At 63.8% G+C, this 18105-nt stretch carries 15 protein-coding genes; 9 read left to right on the forward strand and 6 right to left on the reverse strand.

The window, feature by feature from the left end; all coding sequences use genetic code 11:
• Window positions 1-18 precede the first annotated feature (18 nt).
• The 4 genes from frr to rpsB all read right to left on the reverse strand — a co-directional run bounded on the left by frr (window position 19) and on the right by rpsB (window position 3280).
• Window positions 19-576 (reverse strand): ribosome recycling factor, encoded by a 558-nt coding sequence (gene frr, locus K5H97_RS22830; protein WP_028690675.1) that lies wholly within the window; start codon window positions 574-576, stop codon window positions 19-21.
• Window positions 573-1316: a UMP kinase gene (gene pyrH, locus K5H97_RS22835; RefSeq protein WP_028690676.1), complete on the reverse strand. Its 744-nt coding sequence runs from the start codon at window positions 1314-1316 to the stop codon at window positions 573-575. Before pyrH ends, frr begins: the two co-directional genes overlap by 4 nt.
• 177 nt (window positions 1317-1493) lie before the next feature.
• The gene (gene tsf, locus K5H97_RS22840; protein WP_028690677.1) at window positions 1494-2357 is read right to left on the reverse strand and encodes a translation elongation factor Ts; all 864 of its coding nucleotides are present in this window, start codon (window positions 2355-2357) and stop codon (window positions 1494-1496) included.
• Between the two features lie 185 nt (window positions 2358-2542).
• Complete coding sequence (gene rpsB, locus K5H97_RS22845; RefSeq protein ID WP_028690678.1) at window positions 2543-3280, reverse strand: 30S ribosomal protein S2; 738 nt, start codon at window positions 3278-3280, stop codon at window positions 2543-2545.
• Between the two features lie 348 nt (window positions 3281-3628).
• Here rpsB and map point away from each other — a divergent pair, with 348 nt between their 5' ends.
• The 4 genes from map (at window position 3629) to K5H97_RS22865 (ending at window position 9212) form a co-directional block, all read left to right on the forward strand.
• Complete coding sequence (gene map, locus K5H97_RS22850; protein ID WP_028690679.1) at window positions 3629-4411, forward strand: type I methionyl aminopeptidase; 783 nt, start codon at window positions 3629-3631, stop codon at window positions 4409-4411.
• 25 nt (window positions 4412-4436) lie between these two features.
• Window positions 4437-7139 carry a [protein-PII] uridylyltransferase gene (locus tag K5H97_RS22855; RefSeq protein ID WP_028690680.1) on the forward strand — a complete coding sequence of 901 codons (2703 nt, stop codon included), beginning with the start codon at window positions 4437-4439 and terminating at the stop codon, window positions 7137-7139.
• Between the two features lie 21 nt (window positions 7140-7160).
• The gene (dapC, locus tag K5H97_RS22860; RefSeq protein ID WP_028690681.1) at window positions 7161-8354 is read left to right on the forward strand and encodes a succinyldiaminopimelate transaminase; all 1194 of its coding nucleotides are present in this window, start codon (window positions 7161-7163) and stop codon (window positions 8352-8354) included.
• Window positions 8355-8474: 120 nt separating this feature from the next.
• Window positions 8475-9212 (forward strand): zinc metalloprotease, encoded by a 738-nt coding sequence (locus K5H97_RS22865; protein ID WP_051555671.1) that lies wholly within the window; start codon window positions 8475-8477, stop codon window positions 9210-9212.
• Here K5H97_RS22865 and K5H97_RS22870 read toward each other — a convergent pair whose 3' ends face one another.
• Window positions 9213-10859, reverse strand: a complete 1647-nt coding sequence (locus K5H97_RS22870) for a Na+/H+ antiporter (RefSeq protein ID WP_028690682.1) — start codon at window positions 10857-10859, stop codon at window positions 9213-9215. It lies immediately after the preceding gene.
• A 280-nt stretch (window positions 10860-11139) separates the two neighbouring features.
• Between K5H97_RS22870 and K5H97_RS22875 the strand changes: the two genes are divergently transcribed.
• The 4 genes from K5H97_RS22875 to K5H97_RS22890 all read left to right on the forward strand — a co-directional run bounded on the left by K5H97_RS22875 (window position 11140) and on the right by K5H97_RS22890 (window position 14268).
• The gene (locus tag K5H97_RS22875; protein ID WP_028690683.1) at window positions 11140-11487 is read left to right on the forward strand and encodes an ArsC family reductase; all 348 of its coding nucleotides are present in this window, start codon (window positions 11140-11142) and stop codon (window positions 11485-11487) included.
• Between the two features lie 42 nt (window positions 11488-11529).
• Window positions 11530-12564 (forward strand): 2,3,4,5-tetrahydropyridine-2,6-dicarboxylate N-succinyltransferase, encoded by a 1035-nt coding sequence (dapD, locus tag K5H97_RS22880; RefSeq protein WP_028690684.1) that lies wholly within the window; start codon window positions 11530-11532, stop codon window positions 12562-12564.
• Window positions 12565-12655: 91 nt separating this feature from the next.
• The gene (locus tag K5H97_RS22885; protein WP_028690685.1) at window positions 12656-13861 is read left to right on the forward strand and encodes a cysteine desulfurase; all 1206 of its coding nucleotides are present in this window, start codon (window positions 12656-12658) and stop codon (window positions 13859-13861) included.
• Window positions 13858-14268, forward strand: coding sequence for a SufE family protein (locus K5H97_RS22890; RefSeq protein ID WP_028690686.1), 411 nt, complete (start codon window positions 13858-13860; stop codon window positions 14266-14268). Before K5H97_RS22885 ends, K5H97_RS22890 begins: the two co-directional genes overlap by 4 nt.
• Window positions 14269-14307: 39 nt before the next feature.
• Here K5H97_RS22890 and tcdA read toward each other — a convergent pair whose 3' ends face one another.
• Window positions 14308-15117, reverse strand: coding sequence for a tRNA cyclic N6-threonylcarbamoyladenosine(37) synthase TcdA (gene tcdA, locus K5H97_RS22895; RefSeq protein ID WP_036986092.1), 810 nt, complete (start codon window positions 15115-15117; stop codon window positions 14308-14310).
• A 287-nt stretch (window positions 15118-15404) separates the two neighbouring features.
• On the opposite strand from tcdA, the gene K5H97_RS22900 reads away from it, so the two are divergent.
• Window positions 15405-17996, forward strand: coding sequence for a glycosyltransferase (locus K5H97_RS22900; protein WP_028690688.1), 2592 nt, complete (start codon window positions 15405-15407; stop codon window positions 17994-17996).
• Window positions 17997-18105: the final 109 nt, after the last annotated feature.

Here is an 18105-nt window from a genome sequence, read left to right on the forward strand (position 1 = left end):
AAGAGAGCAACCCTGGCCTCAAACGGCCATCAGGTCCTTTTCCTTGGCCTTGAAGGCAGCATCGACCTCAGCAACGAACTTGTCGGTCAGCTTCTGGATCTCGTCAGCCGCGCGGCGCTCTTCGTCTTCGCTGATTTCCTTGTCCTTGGTCAGCTTCTTCAGATCGGCGAGGGCATCGCGACGCACGTTGCGCACTGCAACCTTGGCGTCCTCGGCAACGCCGCTGGCCTGCTTGGTGTAGCCCTTGCGGGTTTCTTCGGTCAGGGCCGGCATCGGCACACGAATGGTGGTGCCGGCGCTGGACGGGTTCAGGCCCAGGTCGGAGGTCAGGATGGCCTTTTCGATGGCGGCGCTGAGGTTCTTGTCGTGGGCGACGATCTTCAGGGTACGGGCGTCCTCGACGGTGATCGCGGCTACCTGGTTCAGCGGCATGTCGCTGCCCCAGGCCGGCACCTTGACGCTATCCAGGATGCTCGGGTGGGCGCGACCGGTGCGGATCGCCGCCAGGTTGCGGGCCAAGGCCTCGAGGGACTTGCCCATGCGCTCCTGGGCGTCTTTCTTGATGTCGTTGATCATTTTTGAACTTCCTCGATCAGAGTTCCTTCCGCACCACCATGCACAATATTGAGCAGGGCGCCGGGCTTGTTCATGTTGAAGACGCGCAGCGGCATCTTGTGATCGCGGCAAAGGCAGATTGCCGTCAGGTCCATTACGCCCAGCTTGCGATCCAGCACTTCATCGTAGGACAGATGATCGAACTTCTCGGCATGCGGGTCCTTGAATGGATCTGCAGTGTATACACCATCGACCTTGGTTGCCTTCAATACCACGTCGGCATCGATTTCGATGGCGCGCAGGCAAGCGGCGGAGTCGGTGGTGAAGAACGGGTTGCCGGTACCGGCAGCGAAGATTACGACTTCCTTGGAATTCAGGTGGCGCATGGCCTTGCGGCGATCGTAGTGATCGGTCACACCCACCATGGAGATAGCCGACATGACGATGGCGGTGATGTTCGCCCGCTCCAGCGCGTCGCGCATGGCCAGGCCGTTCATCACGGTGGCCAGCATGCCCATGTGGTCGCCGGTAACGCGGTCCATGCCGGCCGCACTGAGCGCCGCGCCACGGAACAGGTTGCCGCCACCGATCACCAGGCCGACCTGAACGCCGATGCCGACCAGCTGGCCGACTTCCAGCGCCATGCGATCCAGGACCTTGGGGTCGATCCCGAACTCTTCCGAGCCCATCAGGGCCTCGCCGCTAAGTTTGAGTAGAATGCGTTTATAGCGAGCCTGATGACCACTGCCCTGCTGAGCCATTGCGAATCTCTCCTGCGGCGTTTGTAAAAATCTGGCGGGCTGTTTCAGCCTGCGCGTAACTCTAGCGTGACGCACTTGATGCGTCAGCGAGCAACGGTCTCGTGAACCGCTCCCGCTTTGACAAAGAGGCTGCGCGCGTAAGCGGGCAGCCTCTTCGGGGCGACAGACGAATCCGTCTTACTGCTTGGCGGCAGCTACCTGGGCGGCAACTTCGGCAGCGAAGTCGTCAACCGGCTTCTCGATGCCTTCGCCGACCTTGAAGTAGGTGAAGGAAACGATTTCAGCACCGGCTTTCTTGGCCAGCGCGCCAACTTTGACTTCCGGATCCATGACGAAGGCTTGCTCTTTCAGCGAGGCTTCGGCTTTGAACTTGGAAATACGACCGTTGATCATGTTCTCAACGATGTTCTCCGGCTTGCCGGCGATCTTGTCGGCATTCAGCTGCAGGAAGACGTTCTTCTCGCGCTCGATGGCCTCGGCGGAGATTTCCGACGCGTCCAGGAACTCTGGGTTCGAGGCTGCAACGTGCATGGCGATGTTCTTGGCCAGGTCGACGTCGCCGCCTTTCAGGACAACAACGGCACCGATCTTGTTGCCGTGCAGGTAAGCGCCGACAACGTCGCCCTCAACGCGCACCAGGCGACGGATGTTGACGTTCTCGCCGCACTTGGCAACCAGGGCTTCACGAGCGGCTTCACGCGAGGCGATCAGCGGAGCTGCGTCGGTCAGCTTCTGAGCGAAGGCTTCTTCGAGGCTTTCGGCAACGAAGTTCTTGAAGTCGTCCTGCAGGGCCAGGAAGTCGGTCTGCGAGTTCACTTCCAGCAGAACGGCGGATTTACCGTCGGTCTTGACCGCGATAGCGCCTTCAGCAGCGACGTTGCCAGCCTTTTTGGCGGCCTTGATGGCGCCCGAGGCACGCATGTCGTCAATGGCTTTTTCGATGTCGCCGCCGGCCTTTTCCAGGGCCTTCTTGCAATCCATCATGCCTTCGCCGGTACGCTCGCGCAGTTCTTTGACCAGCGCCGCAGTAATTGCTGCCATTTCAAAATCCTCTTGGAAAGTTTTTCAACCATTCCACCCGCTCGTCACGGGCGTTAAATTCTGCAAATCGCTGCCTTTATATCAGCTCGCCCATGATGCAAGGCCGTTGCTGACAGCAGGATTTCAAGGTGGCAAAAAGGGGGCCAAGCCCCCTTTTTGCGTGCCAAGTCGACGCCAGGCGTCAATTACTCGGCAGCAGGTGCAGCCGCTTCTTCAGCGTAGACTTCAGTGCCGCCGGCAACGTTGTTGCGACCGCGGATGACGGCGTCAGCCATCGAAGTCATGTACAGCTCGATGGCGCGGATGGCGTCATCGTTACCTGGGATGATGTAGTCAACACCTTCCGGGCTGCTGTTGGTATCGACAACGCCGATGACCGGGATGCCCAGCTTGTTGGCTTCGGTGATGGCAATGCGCTCGTGGTCGACGTCGATCACGAACAGGGCATCAGGCAGGCCGCCCATGTCCTTGATACCACCCAGGCTGCGATCCAGCTTTTCCAGATCGCGCGAACGCATCAGGGCTTCTTTCTTGGTCAGCTTGGCAAAGGTGCCGTCTTCGGCCTGGGTTTCCAGGTCGCGCAGACGCTTGATCGAGGCGCGAATGGTCTTGTAGTTGGTCAGCATGCCGCCCAACCAACGGTGATCAACGTATGGCGAACCGCAACGAGCAGCTTGCTCGGCGACGATCTTGCCGGCGGAACGCTTGGTGCCGACGAACATGATCTTGTTCTTGCCCTGGGCCAGGCGCTCTACGAAGGACAGAGCTTCGTTGAACATTGGCAGGGTTTTTTCCAGGTTGATGATATGGATCTTGTTACGCGCGCCGAAAATGTACTTGCCCATTTTCGGGTTCCAGTAACGGGTCTGGTGGCCGAAGTGCACACCGGCCTTCAGCATATCGCGCATGTTGACTTGGGACATGATAGTTCCTTGATAAGTCGGGTTGGGCCTCCACGTATCCCAATGACCAACCCGTGTTTCCAGGGAAACCGGGCACCCAGGCCATCGTGTCGACACGTGTGTGGGTTTGAGCTGACGGAGGACATCCCCCGAAAGCGGCGCATTTTATACCACAGGCCGAGCGCGAACGGAACCCGGATCATGCTTCGTCCGTCAGCGGCTTTTGCAGGCCCCGCGCTTTGCGGCCAGAATGCCTTCAATAGACCTCCGGATCCACGGGACTCTCCCGACAGATCGCCGCCGCGCTCTGGTAGAATCCGGTCTTTCCCGTTTGTTCGCGCCACACAGGGCGCCGTAGAGAGCCTGTTCATGACCGTCACCATCAAGACCGCAGAAGACATCGAGAAGATGCGCATCGCTGGCCGCCTGGCCGCCGAAGTGCTGGAAATGATCGAGGAGCACGTCAAGCCCGGCGTCACCACCGAGGAACTCGACCGCCTGTGCCACGACTATATCGTCAACGTCCAGCAGGCGATCCCCGCGCCTCTCAACTACAAGGGTTTCCCCAAGTCGATCTGCACCTCGATCAACCATGTGGTCTGCCACGGCATTCCCAATGACAAGGCGCTAAAGGACGGCGACACCATCAACATCGACGTGACCGTGATCAAGGACGGCTATCACGGCGACACCAGCCGCATGTTCCATGTCGGCACCGTCGCGCCATGGGCCGAGCGCCTGTCCAAGGTCACTCAGGAGTGCCTGTACAAGGCCATCGAGCTGGTCAAGCCCGGCTGCCGTCTTGGCGACATTGGCGAGGTGATCCAGAAGCACGCCGAGAAGAACGGTTTTTCGGTGGTTCGCGAGTTCTGCGGTCACGGCATCGGCAAGGTGTTCCACGAAGAGCCGCAGATCCTCCATTACGGCCGCGCCGGCACTGGCATGGAGCTCAAGGAAGGCATGACCTTCACCATCGAGCCGATGATCAACCAGGGCAAGGCCGACACCAAGGTGCTTGGCGACGGCTGGACCGCCATCACCAAGGACCGCAAGCTCTCGGCCCAGTGGGAACACACCCTGGTAGTGACCGCCAACGGCTACGAGATCTTCACCCTGCGCAAGGACGACACCATTGCGCGCACCTCGGCCTGACACTGACTAACAGGAACGCGACTCGATGCCCCAGGTGGATCCCGAGCTGTTCGACCGCGGCCAGTTCCAGGCGGAACTGGCCCTCAAGGCAAGCCCTATCGCCGCTTTCAAGAAAGCCATCCGCATGGCCGGCGAGGTGCTCGACAAGCGTTTCCGTGAAGGCCGCGAGATCCGCCGGCTAATCGAGGATCGTGCCTGGTTCGTCGACAACATCCTGCAACAGGCCTGGCACCAGTTCAGCTGGGGCACGCCGGACGGCATCGCCCTGGTGGCGGTGGGCGGCTATGGCCGCGGCGAGTTGCACCCGTTCTCGGACATCGACCTGCTGATCCTGCTCGACGCCGCCGAGCACGAGCAGTACCGCGACGCCATCGAGCGCTTCCTCACGCTGCTGTGGGATATCGGCCTGGAAGTCGGCCAGAGCGTGCGAACCGTCGACGAATGCGCCGAGCAGGCCCGGGCCGACCTCACGGTCATCACCAACCTGATGGAAAGCCGCACCATCGCCGGCCCCGAGTCACTGCGCCAACGCATGCTCGATGCCACCAGCACCGCGCACATGTGGCCGAGCAAGGAGTTCTTCCTGGCCAAACGCGCCGAGCTCAAGGCCCGCCACCACAAATACAACGACACCGAGTACAACCTCGAGCCCAACGTCAAGGGCGGGCCGGGCGGCCTGCGCGACATTCAAACGGTGCTCTGGGTGGCCCGGCGCCAGTACGGCACCCTGAACCTGCATGCCCTGGCCGGCGAGGATTTCCTGCTGGAAAGCGAGAACGAACTGCTGGCTTCGTCGCAGGCCTTCCTCTGGCGCGTGCGCTATGCCCTGCACATGCTCGCCGGGCGAGCCGAGGACCGCCTGCTGTTCGACCACCAGCGCAGCATCGCCGCGCTGCTGGGCTACACCGACGACAACCCCAAGCGCGCCATCGAACAGTTCATGCAGCAGTACTACCGGGTGGTAATGAGCATCAGCCAGCTGTGCGACCTGATCATCCAGCATTTCGAGGAAGTGATCCTCGCCGATGACGACAGCGGCGCCACCCAGCCGCTGAACGCGCGCTTCCGCCTGCACGACGGCTATATAGAAGCGGTCAACCCGAACGTTTTCCGGCGCACCCCCTTTGCCATGCTGGAGATCTTCGTGCTGATGGCCCAGCACCCCGAGATCAAGGGCGTGCGCGCCGACACCGTGCGCTTGCTGCGCGAGCATCGCCACCTGATCGACGACAAGTTCCGCAACGATATCCGCAACACCAGCCTGTTCATCGAGCTGTTCAAGTGCGAAATCGGCATCCACCGCAACCTGCGGCGGATGAACCGCTACGGCATCCTCGGCCGCTACCTGCCGGAGTTCGGCCTGATCGTCGGGCAGATGCAGCACGACCTGTTCCACATCTACACGGTCGATGCGCACACCCTCAACCTGATCAAGCACTTGCGCAAGCTGCAGTACACCCCGGTTTCCGAGAAATTTCCGCTGGCCAGCAAGCTCATGGGCCGCCTGCCCAAGCCCGAGCTGATCTACCTGGCCGGCCTCTACCACGACATCGGCAAGGGTCGCCAGGGCGATCACTCCGAGCTGGGCGCAGTGGACGCACAGGCCTTCTGCGCGCGCCACCAGCTACCGGCCTGGGACAGCCGGCTGATCGTCTGGCTGGTGCAGAACCACCTGGTGATGTCTACCACTGCGCAACGCAAGGACCTTTCCGACCCTCAGGTGATCAACGACTTCGCCCTGCACGTGGGCGACGAGACGCGCCTGGACTACCTCTACGTGCTGACCGTGGCCGACATCAACGCCACCAACCCCAGCCTGTGGAACTCCTGGCGGGCGAGCCTCTTGCGCCAGCTCTACACCGAGACCAAGCGCGCCTTGCGCCGGGGCCTGGAAAACCCGCTGGACCGCGAGGAGCAGATCCGCCAGACCCAGAGCGCCGCACTCGACATCCTGGTGCGCGAAGGGACCGACCCGGACGACGTCGAACAGCTCTGGTCGCAACTGGGTGACGACTACTTCCTCAAACACACCGCCGCCGACGTGGCCTGGCACAGCGACGCGATCCTCCAGCAGCCGGCCGACGGCGGGCCGCTGGTACTGATCAAGGAAACCACCCAGCGCGAGTTCGAGGGCGGCACGCAGATCTTCATCTATGCCCCCGACCAGCACGATTTCTTCGCCGTGACCGTGGCCGCCATGGCCCAGCTCAACCTGAACATCCACGACGCCCGGATCATCACCTCGAGCAGCCAGTTCACCCTCGACACCTACATTGTGCTCGATAACGACGGCGGCTCGATCGGCGACAATCCGCAGCGGGTCAGGCAGATCCGCGACGGCTTGACCGAAGCGCTTCGCACCCCCGAAGACTACCCGACGATCATCCAGCGCCGGGTGCCGCGCCAGCTCAAGCACTTTGACTTCCCGCCGCAGGTGACCATCCTCAACGACGCCCAACGGCCAGTGACCATCCTCGAGATCACCGCCCCGGACCGCCCCGGCCTGCTGGCACGGATCGGGCGGATCTTCCTGGAGTTCGACATCTCGCTGCAGAACGCCAAGATCGCCACCCTAGGCGAGCGCGTGGAGGACGTGTTCTTCATCACCGACGCCGACAACCAGCCGCTGTCCGACCCGCAGCTGTGCAGCCGCCTGCAGGAGGCCATCGTCCGGCAGCTGCAGGCCGGCCAGGCCAGCGATGCCAGCCCCACCCGCATGACCTTTTGACGATAACGAGACCTTGCGCCAATGAACCCAGCACTGACCCAGCTCCAGCCCTACCCGTTCGAGAAACTGCGTGCCCTGCTGGGGAGCGTGAAACCGGCGGCGGACAAACGCCCGATCGCCCTGTCGATCGGCGAGCCGAAGCACGAATCGCCGGCCTTCGTCGCCAAGGCCATGACCGACAACCTCGACAAGCTGGCGGTCTACCCCAGCACCCTGGGCCTGCCGGCCCTGCGCCAGGCCATCGGCCAGTGGTGCGAGCGGCGCTTCGGCGTGCCGGCCGGCTGGCTGGACGCCGACCGCCATATCCTGCCGGTCAACGGCACCCGTGAGGCGCTGTTCGCCTTCACCCAGGCCGTGGTCGATCGCTCCGCGGACGGCCTGGTGGTCAGCCCCAACCCGTTCTACCAGATCTACGAAGGCGCGGCCCTACTGGCCGGCGCCACGCCGCACTACCTGCCCTGCCTGGAAAACAACGGTTTCAACCCGGATTTCGACGCCGTGCCGGCCGACGTCTGGAAACGTTGCCAGATCCTGTTCCTGTGCTCCCCGGGCAACCCCACTGGCGCCCTGGTGCCGATGGACACCCTGAAAAAGCTGATCGCCCTGGCCGACGAGCACGACTTCGTGATCGCCGCCGACGAGTGCTACAGCGAGCTGTACTTCGACGAGGAAACGCCACCACCGGGCTTGCTCAGCGCCTGCGCGGCACTGGGCCGAAATGACTTCAAGCGCTGCGTGGTGTTCCATAGCCTGTCCAAGCGCTCCAACTTGCCGGGCTTGCGCTCGGGCTTCGTCGCCGGCGACGCCGAAATCATCAAGCCGTTCCTGCTGTACCGCACCTACCACGGCTGCGCCATGCCGGTGCAGACCCAGCTGGCCAGCATCGCCGCCTGGCAGGACGAGGCCCATGTACGCGAAAACCGCGACCAGTACCGCGCCAAGTACGACGCCGTGCTCGACATCCTGCAGCCGGTGCTCGACGTGCAACGCCCGGACGGCAGTTTCTACCTGTGGGCCAAGGTACCGGGCAGCGATGCCGACTTCACCCGCGACCTGTTCGAGGCCGAGCATGTGACCGTGGTGCCGGGTTCGTACCTGTCCCGCGAAGTAGACGGAGTCAATCCGGGCGCCGGGCGCGTGCGCATGGCCCTGGTCGCGCCGCTGGCCGAATGCATCGAGGCGGCCGAGCGGATTCGCGCGTTCCTGGGCCGCTGATGGCAGGCGCCCCTCCTCACAGGGGGGCGCAATCTCTATCGAGACAAGCATTAAGTACCGCTGGTGCAGAACACTGGCGACCGATAGTTGGCACCTATCAACCCCTGAAGGTGCACAACCATGTCCGATACTCTCGTGGCAAACGCGATCTACCGTCTACGCCAGAAGCTGCATCTGCCCCAGGCGATAAAGCCGCGCAAGAAACGCTCGGTGGCCGATCACTCTGTATTCTGGCGCCCCGGCCAGACACTCAGGATCTCGTTCATCGGCACGCCATGCCCCTGGCTCAAGAAATCGATTTTCGACACCGCGTGCCAATGGCTGAAATATGCCAACCTGAACTTCGAGCTCCTGGACAACGATGTCGACAAAGCCGAGATCCGCATCCAGACCGATGTGCAGGAAGGCGTGAATTTCAGTTTCCTGGGCAACCAGGCCTTGGACGTGGGCGGTGCCACCATGGCATTGGGGGTCAAGCTGTCGGACCCGCTGTTCGAGCCGTTCGTACTGCATGAGTTCGGACACGCATTGGGGATGGAGCATGAGCACCAACACCCAAGGGCCAACATACCCTGGGACCTTGACGCGGTGCGCCAAATGCTGGCCGTGGTCCTGGCCGACGAGGCCAACAACCCGAATGACCTCGACGACCTGATCGAAGAGGACCTTGCCACTCAGTTCCTGCCCTTGCCCGACAACGGCGACCTGCTCATCCTGCCCTATGACAGGCGGTCGATCATGCACTACCCCATCAGGCAGAAACTCACGCGCCACGCGTTCAAGCGCAGCCATAACCTGAAAATCAGCAAAAAGGACAAGCGCTTCATGCGCCTGGTCTATCCGGCTTCATGCCAATAACTAGCGGACCTGCCCGAGGTTGGCCTCGCTCAGGTCCAGCTCGCCTAGCACCTGACGCACCACTTCGTCCCCGACCAGGTGCTGGCGATGCAACTCGTACAACTCCAGCCGCTGCGCACGCAGGGCCCGCAGGCGTAAACGACGTTCGAGCAGATCCATCTGCTCGGCCAACGCCCGGGCCTCGGCACTGTCGTTGTAGCTGTCCAGCTCATCGCGGTATTCGGCCATCAGCCGCGCCTTGAGCTCGGTGGCCAGGGTCGCCTGGGCGGCATCCTGCGGCGCGTTTGCATCGATCACCTCCTCGGCCTCAAGCGCATGGATCGCCGCCTCGGCGGTGCGCCGCCAGGCCTCCTGCACCTCCTGGTGCAAGCGCTCGTCCGGGCTCTTGGTTACCCCGCGCAGCAAGAGAGGCAAGGCAATACAGGCGCTGACCAGCGACAGCAAAATCACTCCGGCGGCGATGAAGATGAGCAGGTCGCGCTCGGGAAACGCCTTGCCCGCGCCGATCAGCAGCGGCACCGACATCACGCCCGCCAGGGTCACAGCACCACGTACGCCGCCCAGGGTCAGCAACCAGCAGGAGCGCGCGGTCGGCATCAGCACCAGCGCAGGCTTGCCGCGCCAGCGTCTGACCACGCCGATAGCCCGCCAGATGCTCTGCACCCAGATGAACCGCAACAGCACCAGCGCAGCGAAGATCGCCACCACATCCAGGCAGCGCCAGGCCAGGGTCGTCCAGGCTGCGGCTTCGTCGGTCACCACTGCCTTGATGATGTCCGGCAATTGCAGCCCCAGCAGCAGGAAGATCAGGCCGTTGAAGGCAAACTCCAGCAGCGACCAGACGCTGCGATTGAGCAGGCGCGTGCTGGTCTGCCGGGGCAGCAGGTCCAGCCAGCTCTGCATCATCCCGGCAGCCACCGCCGAGAGAATGCCGGATACGCCGAGCCGTTCAGCCAGTACGTAGGCGGCAAAGGGCAGCAGCAGCATGAATACCACGTGAGTCGCCGGGTCGTCCCAGCCGCGGGTGATCATCCACATACGCAGGCGCCCAACCAGCCAGCTCAGCGCCACCCCCACCGCCAGGCCGCCGAGGGCGACCAGGATGAAGGTCAGGCTGGCCTCGGTCAACGAGAACACTCCGGTGATCGCCGCCACCAGGGCAAACTTGAAGGTCACCAGGCCCGAAGCGTCATTCATCAGCGCCTCGCCCTGAAGCATGTGCATCAGCGGTGTCGGCAGGCGGTCCTGGGTGATGGCCGAGACGGCCACGGCGTCGGTGGGCGACAGCACCGCCGCCAGGGCGAAAGCCACCGCCAGCGGAATGCTCGGCAACAGCCAGTGGATGAAGTAGCCGGCGCCGACCACGGTGAACAGCACCAGCCCCACCGCCAGCGCCACCACGGGCCCGCGGATACGCCACAGTTCGCGCTTGGGCATGCGCCAGCCGTCGGCGAACAGCAGCGGCGGCAGGAACAGGAAAAGGAACAGCTCCGGGTCCAGCGCCACGTGCAGGCCCAGGGTCGGCCAGGCCAGCAAGGCGCCGGCGCCAATCTGCACCAGCGGCAGGGGCAGTGGCAGCACCCGCCCGACCAGTTTCGACACGCTCACCAGCATCAGCAGGATTAGAACGGTATAGGCTGACTGCATCGGCAAGCTTCCTGTTTGATCGGAGAAACCACAGCGAGGCGAAACATCGCCATTGAAACAATATGTTAGCGGGGACTCGCTATCGTGGACCGCTGCACGATAGTCGCAGCCTGGCCGGGAATGTGTAACACAATGCTACGCGAGAAGCGGTGAAACACATCGGCGACGCCTTCCAGCCCGCAGCCGTGGCGCCAGCCCCATCGATACCGCATAATCGGCCCACCCAATCTTCAAGGAGCATCGGGGACGCCTGGCCCGACCAGGCAGCCCCAGGCATTCAATGGCTTACACTCTCTACGGCATCAAAGCCTGCGACACCATGAAAAAGGCCCGCACCTGGCTTGAAGACAAGGCCATCGGCTACGACTTCCACGACTACAAGACCCAGGGCATCGACCGCGACAGCTTGAACCGCTGGTGCGACGAACATGGCTGGGAAGTCGTGCTGAACCGCGCCGGGACCACCTTCCGCAAGCTCGACGACGCCAGCAAGGCCGACCTCGACCAGGCCAAGGCCGTCGAACTGATGCTCGCCCAACCGTCGATGATCAAACGCCCGGTGCTCGACCTCGGCGAGCGTACCCTGGTCGGCTTCAAGCCTGACCTGTACGCCGCGGCGCTGGCCTGATCCCGCATTACGCTCCATCCCCTTTTCGTACGAGGTAATCGCATGTCTCAATCGCTGTTCAGCCTGGCCTTCGGTGTCGGCACCCAGAACCGCCAGGGCACCTGGCTGGAAGTCTTCTACGCACAACCCGTGCTCAAGCCATCCGCCGAGCTGGTCGCAGCCGTCGCACCAGTGCTGGGCTACGAAGGGGGCAACCAGGCCATCGCCTTCACCACCGCCCAGGCCGCCCAACTGGCCGACGCACTCAAGGGCGTCGATGCCGCCCAGGCCGCCCTGCTGACCCGCCTGGCCGAAAGCCACAAGCCGCTGGTCGCCACCCTGCTGGCCGAAGACGGCGCGCTGACCTCCACCCCAGAGGCCTACCTCAAGCTGCACCTGCTGTCGCACCGCCTGGTCAAGCCGCACGGCGTGTCGCTGGCCGGCATCTTCCCGCTGCTGCCGAACGTCGCCTGGACCAACCAGGGCGCGGTCGACCTGGCCGAACTGGCCGAGTTGCAACTGGAAGCGCGCCTGAAAGGCGAACTGCTGGAAGTGTTCTCGGTGGACAAGTTCCCGAAGATGACCGACTACGTCGTGCCGGCCGGCGTGCGTATCGCCGACACCGCCCGCGTGCGCCTGGGCGCCTACATCGGCGAAGGCACCACCATCATGCACGAAGGTTTCGTCAACTTTAACGCCGGCACCGAAGGCCCGGGCATGATCGAAGGCCGCGTCTCCGCCGGCGTATTCGTCGGCAAGGGTTCGGACCTGGGCGGCGGCTGCTCGACCATGGGCACCCTGTCCGGTGGCGGCAACATCGTCATCAAGGTCGGCGAAGGCTGCCTGATTGGCGCCAACGCCGGCATCGGCATCCCGCTGGGCGACCGCAACACCGTCGAGGCCGGCCTGTACATCACCGCCGGGACCAAGGTGAACCTGCTGGACGAGAACAACCAGCTGGTCAAGGTGGTCAAGGCCCGCGACCTGGCCGGCCAGACCGACCTGCTGTTCCGTCGCAACTCGCTCAATGGCGCGGTGGAGTGCAAGACTCACAAGTCGGCCATCGAGCTGAACGAGGCGCTGCACGCGCACAACTGAGAACCCGCCTGGGTTTGAAGTGATAAGATCGGGTCTGCTCCCAGGTTTTGCCTGTGGGCAGACCCGATTTTTCTTTCCAGGCCCCGCTAACATGTTCCAGCCCTCCCCCTGGCGTGCCGATTTCCCCGCCATCGGCGCCCTGCAACGGCAGCACCAGACCTACCTGGACAGCGCCGCCACCACCCAGAAGCCCCAGGCTCTGCTGGATGCCCTGGGTCATTACTATGGCCATGGCGCCGCCAACGTGCACCGCGCCCAGCACCTGCCCGGCGCCCTGGCCACCCAAGCCTTCGAGGGCACTCGCGACAAGCTCGCTGCCTGGCTCAATGCCGCCGACGCGCGGCAGATCGTCTTCACCCATGGTGCTACCTCGGCCCTGAACTTGCTGGCCTATGGCCTGGAGCACCGCTTCGAGGCCGGTGACGAGATTGTCGTCAGCGCGTTGGAACACCACGCCAATCTCCTGCCCTGGCAACAGTTGGCCCACCGACGTCAGCTGCGCCTGGTAGTACTGCCGGTGAACGATCTGGGGCAGGTAGATCTGGAACAAGCGCTGCAACTGATCGGCCCGCGCACCCGCGTGCTGGCGATCAGCCAACTGTCCAATGTGCTGGGGACCTGGCAGCCTCTGGCGCCGTTGCTGGCCCATGCCCGCGCCCAGGGCGTGCTGAGCGTGGTCGATGGCGCCCAGGGCGTGGTCCACGGGCGCCACGATGTGCAGCAGCTGGACTGCGACTTCTATGTGTTCTCCAGCCACAAGCTGTACGGCCCGGATGGCGTCGGCGTGCTGTACGGTCGCCAGCAGGCGCTGGCACTGCTGCGCCACTGGCAGTACGGCGGCGAGATGGTGCAGTTGGCGGACTACCAGGAGGCCAGCTTCCGCCCGGCACCGCTGGGATTCGAGGCCGGCACGCCGCCGATCGCCGGTGTCATTGGCCTGGGCGCCACCCTGGACTACCTGGCCAGCCTTGATGCCAATGCCGTGGCCGCCCATGAGGCCACCTTGCACCAGCACCTGGTGCGCGGCCTGGCCGATCGCGAGGGGGTTCGCCTGCTTGGCTCACCGCAAGCGGCACTCGCCAGCTTCGTCATTGACGGGGTGCACAACGCCGATATTGCCCATCTGCTGACCGAACAGGGCATCGCCGTGCGCGCCGGGCATCATTGCGCCATGCCGCTGCTCAGGCATCTGGGCCTGGACGGCGCGATCCGCGTGTCGCTGGGGCTTTACAGCGACAGCGACGACCTGCAACGGTTCTTCGACGCACTCGATCAGGGCCTGGAGCTGCTGCGATGAGCCTGTCGGCCGAGGCCAGCCAGGCGCTGGAGAGCTTCGAGCAAGCGCGCGGTTGGGAGCAGCGGGCGCGGTTGCTGATGCAATGGGGTGATCGGCTGGAGCCGCTGGACGACAGCGAGAAGATCGAGGCCAACCGGGTGCATGGCTGCGAGAGCCTGGTGTGGCTGGTGACCCAACAAGAAAAGGGTCAGTGGCATTTCAAAGCCGCTAGTGATGCACGGCTGTTGCGCGGCTTGCTGGCACTGCTGCTGGTGCGGGTGCAGGGCTTGGCGAGCGATCGATTGGCAGCGCTCGACCTGAGCGCCTGGTTTACCCAGTTGGGGCTTGAGCGGCAGTTGTCTCCGTCGCGCAGCAATGGGCTGCATGCAGTGTTGCTGAAGATGGCCGAACTCGCTACCCAAGCCTGAATCGCTGTTGGATTCATTGCGGGGCAAGCCCGCGATGACCTATTCGGCCTTGATCCGCTCAGAAGGCCGCCGCGCCCCGGCCACCAGCTTCTCCACGGCCTTGCTCGCCGCGACCATGCCGAAGGTCGCGGTCACCATCATCACCGCGCCGAATCCACCGGCGCAGTCCAGGCGCACGCCTTCACCGACAAAGCTCTTCTGCAGGCACACGCTGCCGTCGCCCTTGGGGTAGCGCAGCTGTTCGCTGGAAAACACGCACGGCACGCCATAGTTACGGCTGGTGTTGCGCGAGAAATTGTAGTCCCGGCGCAGGGTCGAGCGCACCCGTGAAGCCAACGGGTCGTTGAAGGTCTTGTTGAGGTCGCCGATCTGGATCTGTGTCGGATCGATCTGCCCGCCGGCGCCACCGGTGGTGACGATGGCGATCTTGCGGCGGCGGCACCAGGCGATCAGCGCCGCCTTGGCCATCACGCTGTCGATGCAGTCGATCACGCAGTCCATCTGCTCGGTGATGTGCTCGGCCATGGTCTCGCGGGTGACGAAATCGGCCACCGCGTGCACTGCGCAGGCCGGGTTGATCGCCCGCAGGCGCTCGGCCATCACCTCGACCTTGGCCCGGCCGACCTGGCCTTCGAGGGCGTGAGCCTGGCGGTTGGTGTTGCTCACGCAGACATCGTCCAGATCGAACAGGCTGATCTCGCCCACGCCGCTGCGGGCAAGCGCTTCGGCCGCCCACGAACCGACGCCGCCAATGCCGACGATGGCCACATGGGCCTGGCGCAAGCGTTGCAAGCCGTCGTCACCGTAGAGCCGGGCGACGCCGGCAAAGCGTGGATCTTCTGTGCTCATGCTGATACCCCGAAAAAACCGGCGCGCATTATAGGCCAAGCCATGGGGTCGCGGGCAAAGCGCACCACCCGATCATGCCGCCAGGGCATGCCAGAGCGGCCACGGGTTGGAAAAAGTCCTACCAAGCCTGCTTTAATGTCCTATCAAGTAACTATATCTGGACGACAGGCAGGCGGACTGAGAACTACATCCCCTGCCGATAATCCAACGGGTTACCTTCCTCGGAATCCGTGGCCCCACGCCCCAGCGGCTACGCCTCGCGCCCCTCTTCGGAACCTCGAACACCTATGCCATCACGCAAATTCGGTCTCAACCTGGTAGTGGTCCTGGCCATCGCCGCGCTGTTCACCGGGTTCTGGGCCTTGATCAACCGCCCGGTATCCGCCCCCGCCTGGCCGGAACAGATTTCCGGTTTTTCCTACTCGCCCTTCCGTCTCGGCCAAAGCCCACAGAAGGGCCAGTACCCCAGCGAGGATGAGATCCGCCAGGACCTTGAGCAACTGAACAAGCTGACCGACAACATCCGCATCTACACCGTCGAAGGTACCCAGGCCGAGGTGCCGCGCCTGGCCGAGGAGCTTGGCCTGCGCATCACCCTGGGGATCTGGATCAGCAACGACCAGGAACGCAACGAGCGGGAGATCGAAAAGGCCATCGGCCTGGCCAACACTTCGCGCAGCGTGGTGCGGGTGGTCGTCGGCAACGAGGCGTTGTTCCGCGAGGAAGTTAGCGCCGAGCAGTTGATCGGCTACCTCGACCGGGTCCGTGCCGCGGTCAAGGTGCCGGTGACCACCAGTGAGCAGTGGCACATCTGGAAGGAGCACCCGGAGCTGGCAAAACACGTCGACCTGATCGCCGCGCACATCCTGCCCTACTGGGAGTTCGTGCCCATGAAGGACTCGGTGCAGTTCGTCCTCGACCGCGCCCGCGAGTTGCGCAAGCAATTCCCACGCAAGCCGCTGCTGCTCTCGGAGGTCGGCTGGCCGAGCAACGGCCGCATGCGTGGCGGCGCCGACGCCACCCAGGCCGACCAGGCCATCTACCTGCGCACCCTGGTCAACACCCTCAACCGCCGCGGCTACAACTACTTCGTCATCGAGGCCTACGACCAGCCTTGGAAGGCCAGCGACGAAGGCTCGGTGGGCGCCTATTGGGGCGTGTACAACGCCGAGCGCCAGCAGAAATTCAACTTTGAAGGCCCGATCGTGGCGATCCCGCAATGGCGCGCCCTGGCCGTGGCCTCGGTGGTGCTGGCGATGATCGCCCTGGCCATCCTGCTGATCGACGGCTCGGCCCTGCGCCAGCGCGGGCGTACCTTCCTCACCTTCATCACCTTCCTGTGCGGGTCGGTGCTGGTGTGGATCGCCTACGACTACAGCCAGCAGTACAGCACCTGGTTCAGCCTGACGGTCGGTGTACTGCTGGCGCTGGGCGCCCTCGGGGTGTTCATCGTGCTGCTGACCGAGGCCCACGAACTGGCCGAGGCAGTGTGGATCCACAAGCGCCGCCGTGAGTTCCTGCCCGTGCAGGGCGACAGCGCCTATCGCCCGAAGGTCTCGGTGCACGTGCCGTGCTACAACGAGCCGCCGGAGATGGTGAAGCAGACCCTGGATGCCCTCGCCGCGCTGGACTACCCGGATTACGAAGTGCTGGTGATCGACAACAACACCAAGGACCCAGCCGTGTGGGAACCGCTCAAGGCCCACTGCGAGAAGCTCGGCGAGCGCTTCAGGTTCTTCCACGTCGCGCCGCTGGCCGGCTTCAAGGGCGGCGCGCTGAACTACCTGATCCCGCACACGGCCAAGGACGCCGAGGTGATCGCGGTGATCGACTCCGACTACTGTGTCGACCGCAATTGGCTCAAGCACATGGTGCCGCACTTCGCCGACCCGAAGATCGCCGTGGTGCAATCGCCCCAGGACTACCGCGACCAACACGAGAGCGCGTTCAAGAAGCTGTGCTACAGCGAATACAAGGGCTTCTTCCATATCGGCATGGTCACCCGCAACGACCGTGACGCGATCATCCAGCACGGCACCATGACCATGACCAGGCGCAGCGTGCTCGATGAACTGGGCTGGGCCGAGTGGTGCATCTGCGAGGATGCCGAGCTTGGCCTGCGCGTGTTCGAGAAGGGTCTGTCGGCGGCCTACGCCCACAACAGCTACGGCAAGGGCCTGATGCCCGACACCTTCATCGACTTCAAGAAGCAGCGCTTCCGCTGGGCCTACGGCGCCATCCAGATCATCAAGCACCACGCCGGCGCCCTGCTGCGTGGCAAGGGCAGCGAGCTGACCCGTGGCCAGCGCTACCACTTCCTGGCCGGCTGGCTGCCTTGGATTGCCGATGGCATGAACATTTTCTTCACCGTCGGCGCGCTGCTGTGGTCGGCGGCGATGATCATCGTGCCGCACCGGGTCGACCCGCCGCTGATGATGTTCGCCATTCCGCCGCTGGCGCTGTTCTTCTTCAAGGTCGGCAAGATCGTCTTCCTCTACCGCCGCGCGGTGGGCGTCAACCTGAAGGATGCCTTCGCCGCCGCGCTGGCGGGGCTGGCGCTGTCGCACACCATCGCCAAGGCGGTGCTGTACGGGTTCTTCACCAGCAGCATGCCGTTCTTCCGCACGCCAAAGAATGCCGACAGCCACGGTGTGCTGGTGGCGATCTCCGAGGCCCGCGAAGAACTGTTCATCATGTTGTTGCTGTGGGGTGCTGCACTGGGGATCTACCTGGTACAGGGGCTGCCGAGTTCGGATATGCGCTTCTGGGTAGCGATGCTGCTGGTGCAGTCGTTGCCATACCTGGCGGCGCTGGTGATGGCGTTGCTGTCGTCGTTGCCCAAGCCCTCCGAAAAGGTTGCAGAGCCACAACAGGCTTGAGATCGCCGGGGGCGCGTTGCGCCCCTTTCGCGACACAAGGCCGCTCCCACAGGATCACCGCAGCCCAGAAGGCCTGTGCAACTCCTGCGGGAGCGGCCTTGTGTCGCGA

This window comes from Pseudomonas mosselii, assembly GCF_019823065.1.
Lineage (GTDB): Bacteria > Pseudomonadota > Gammaproteobacteria > Pseudomonadales > Pseudomonadaceae > Aquipseudomonas > Aquipseudomonas mosselii.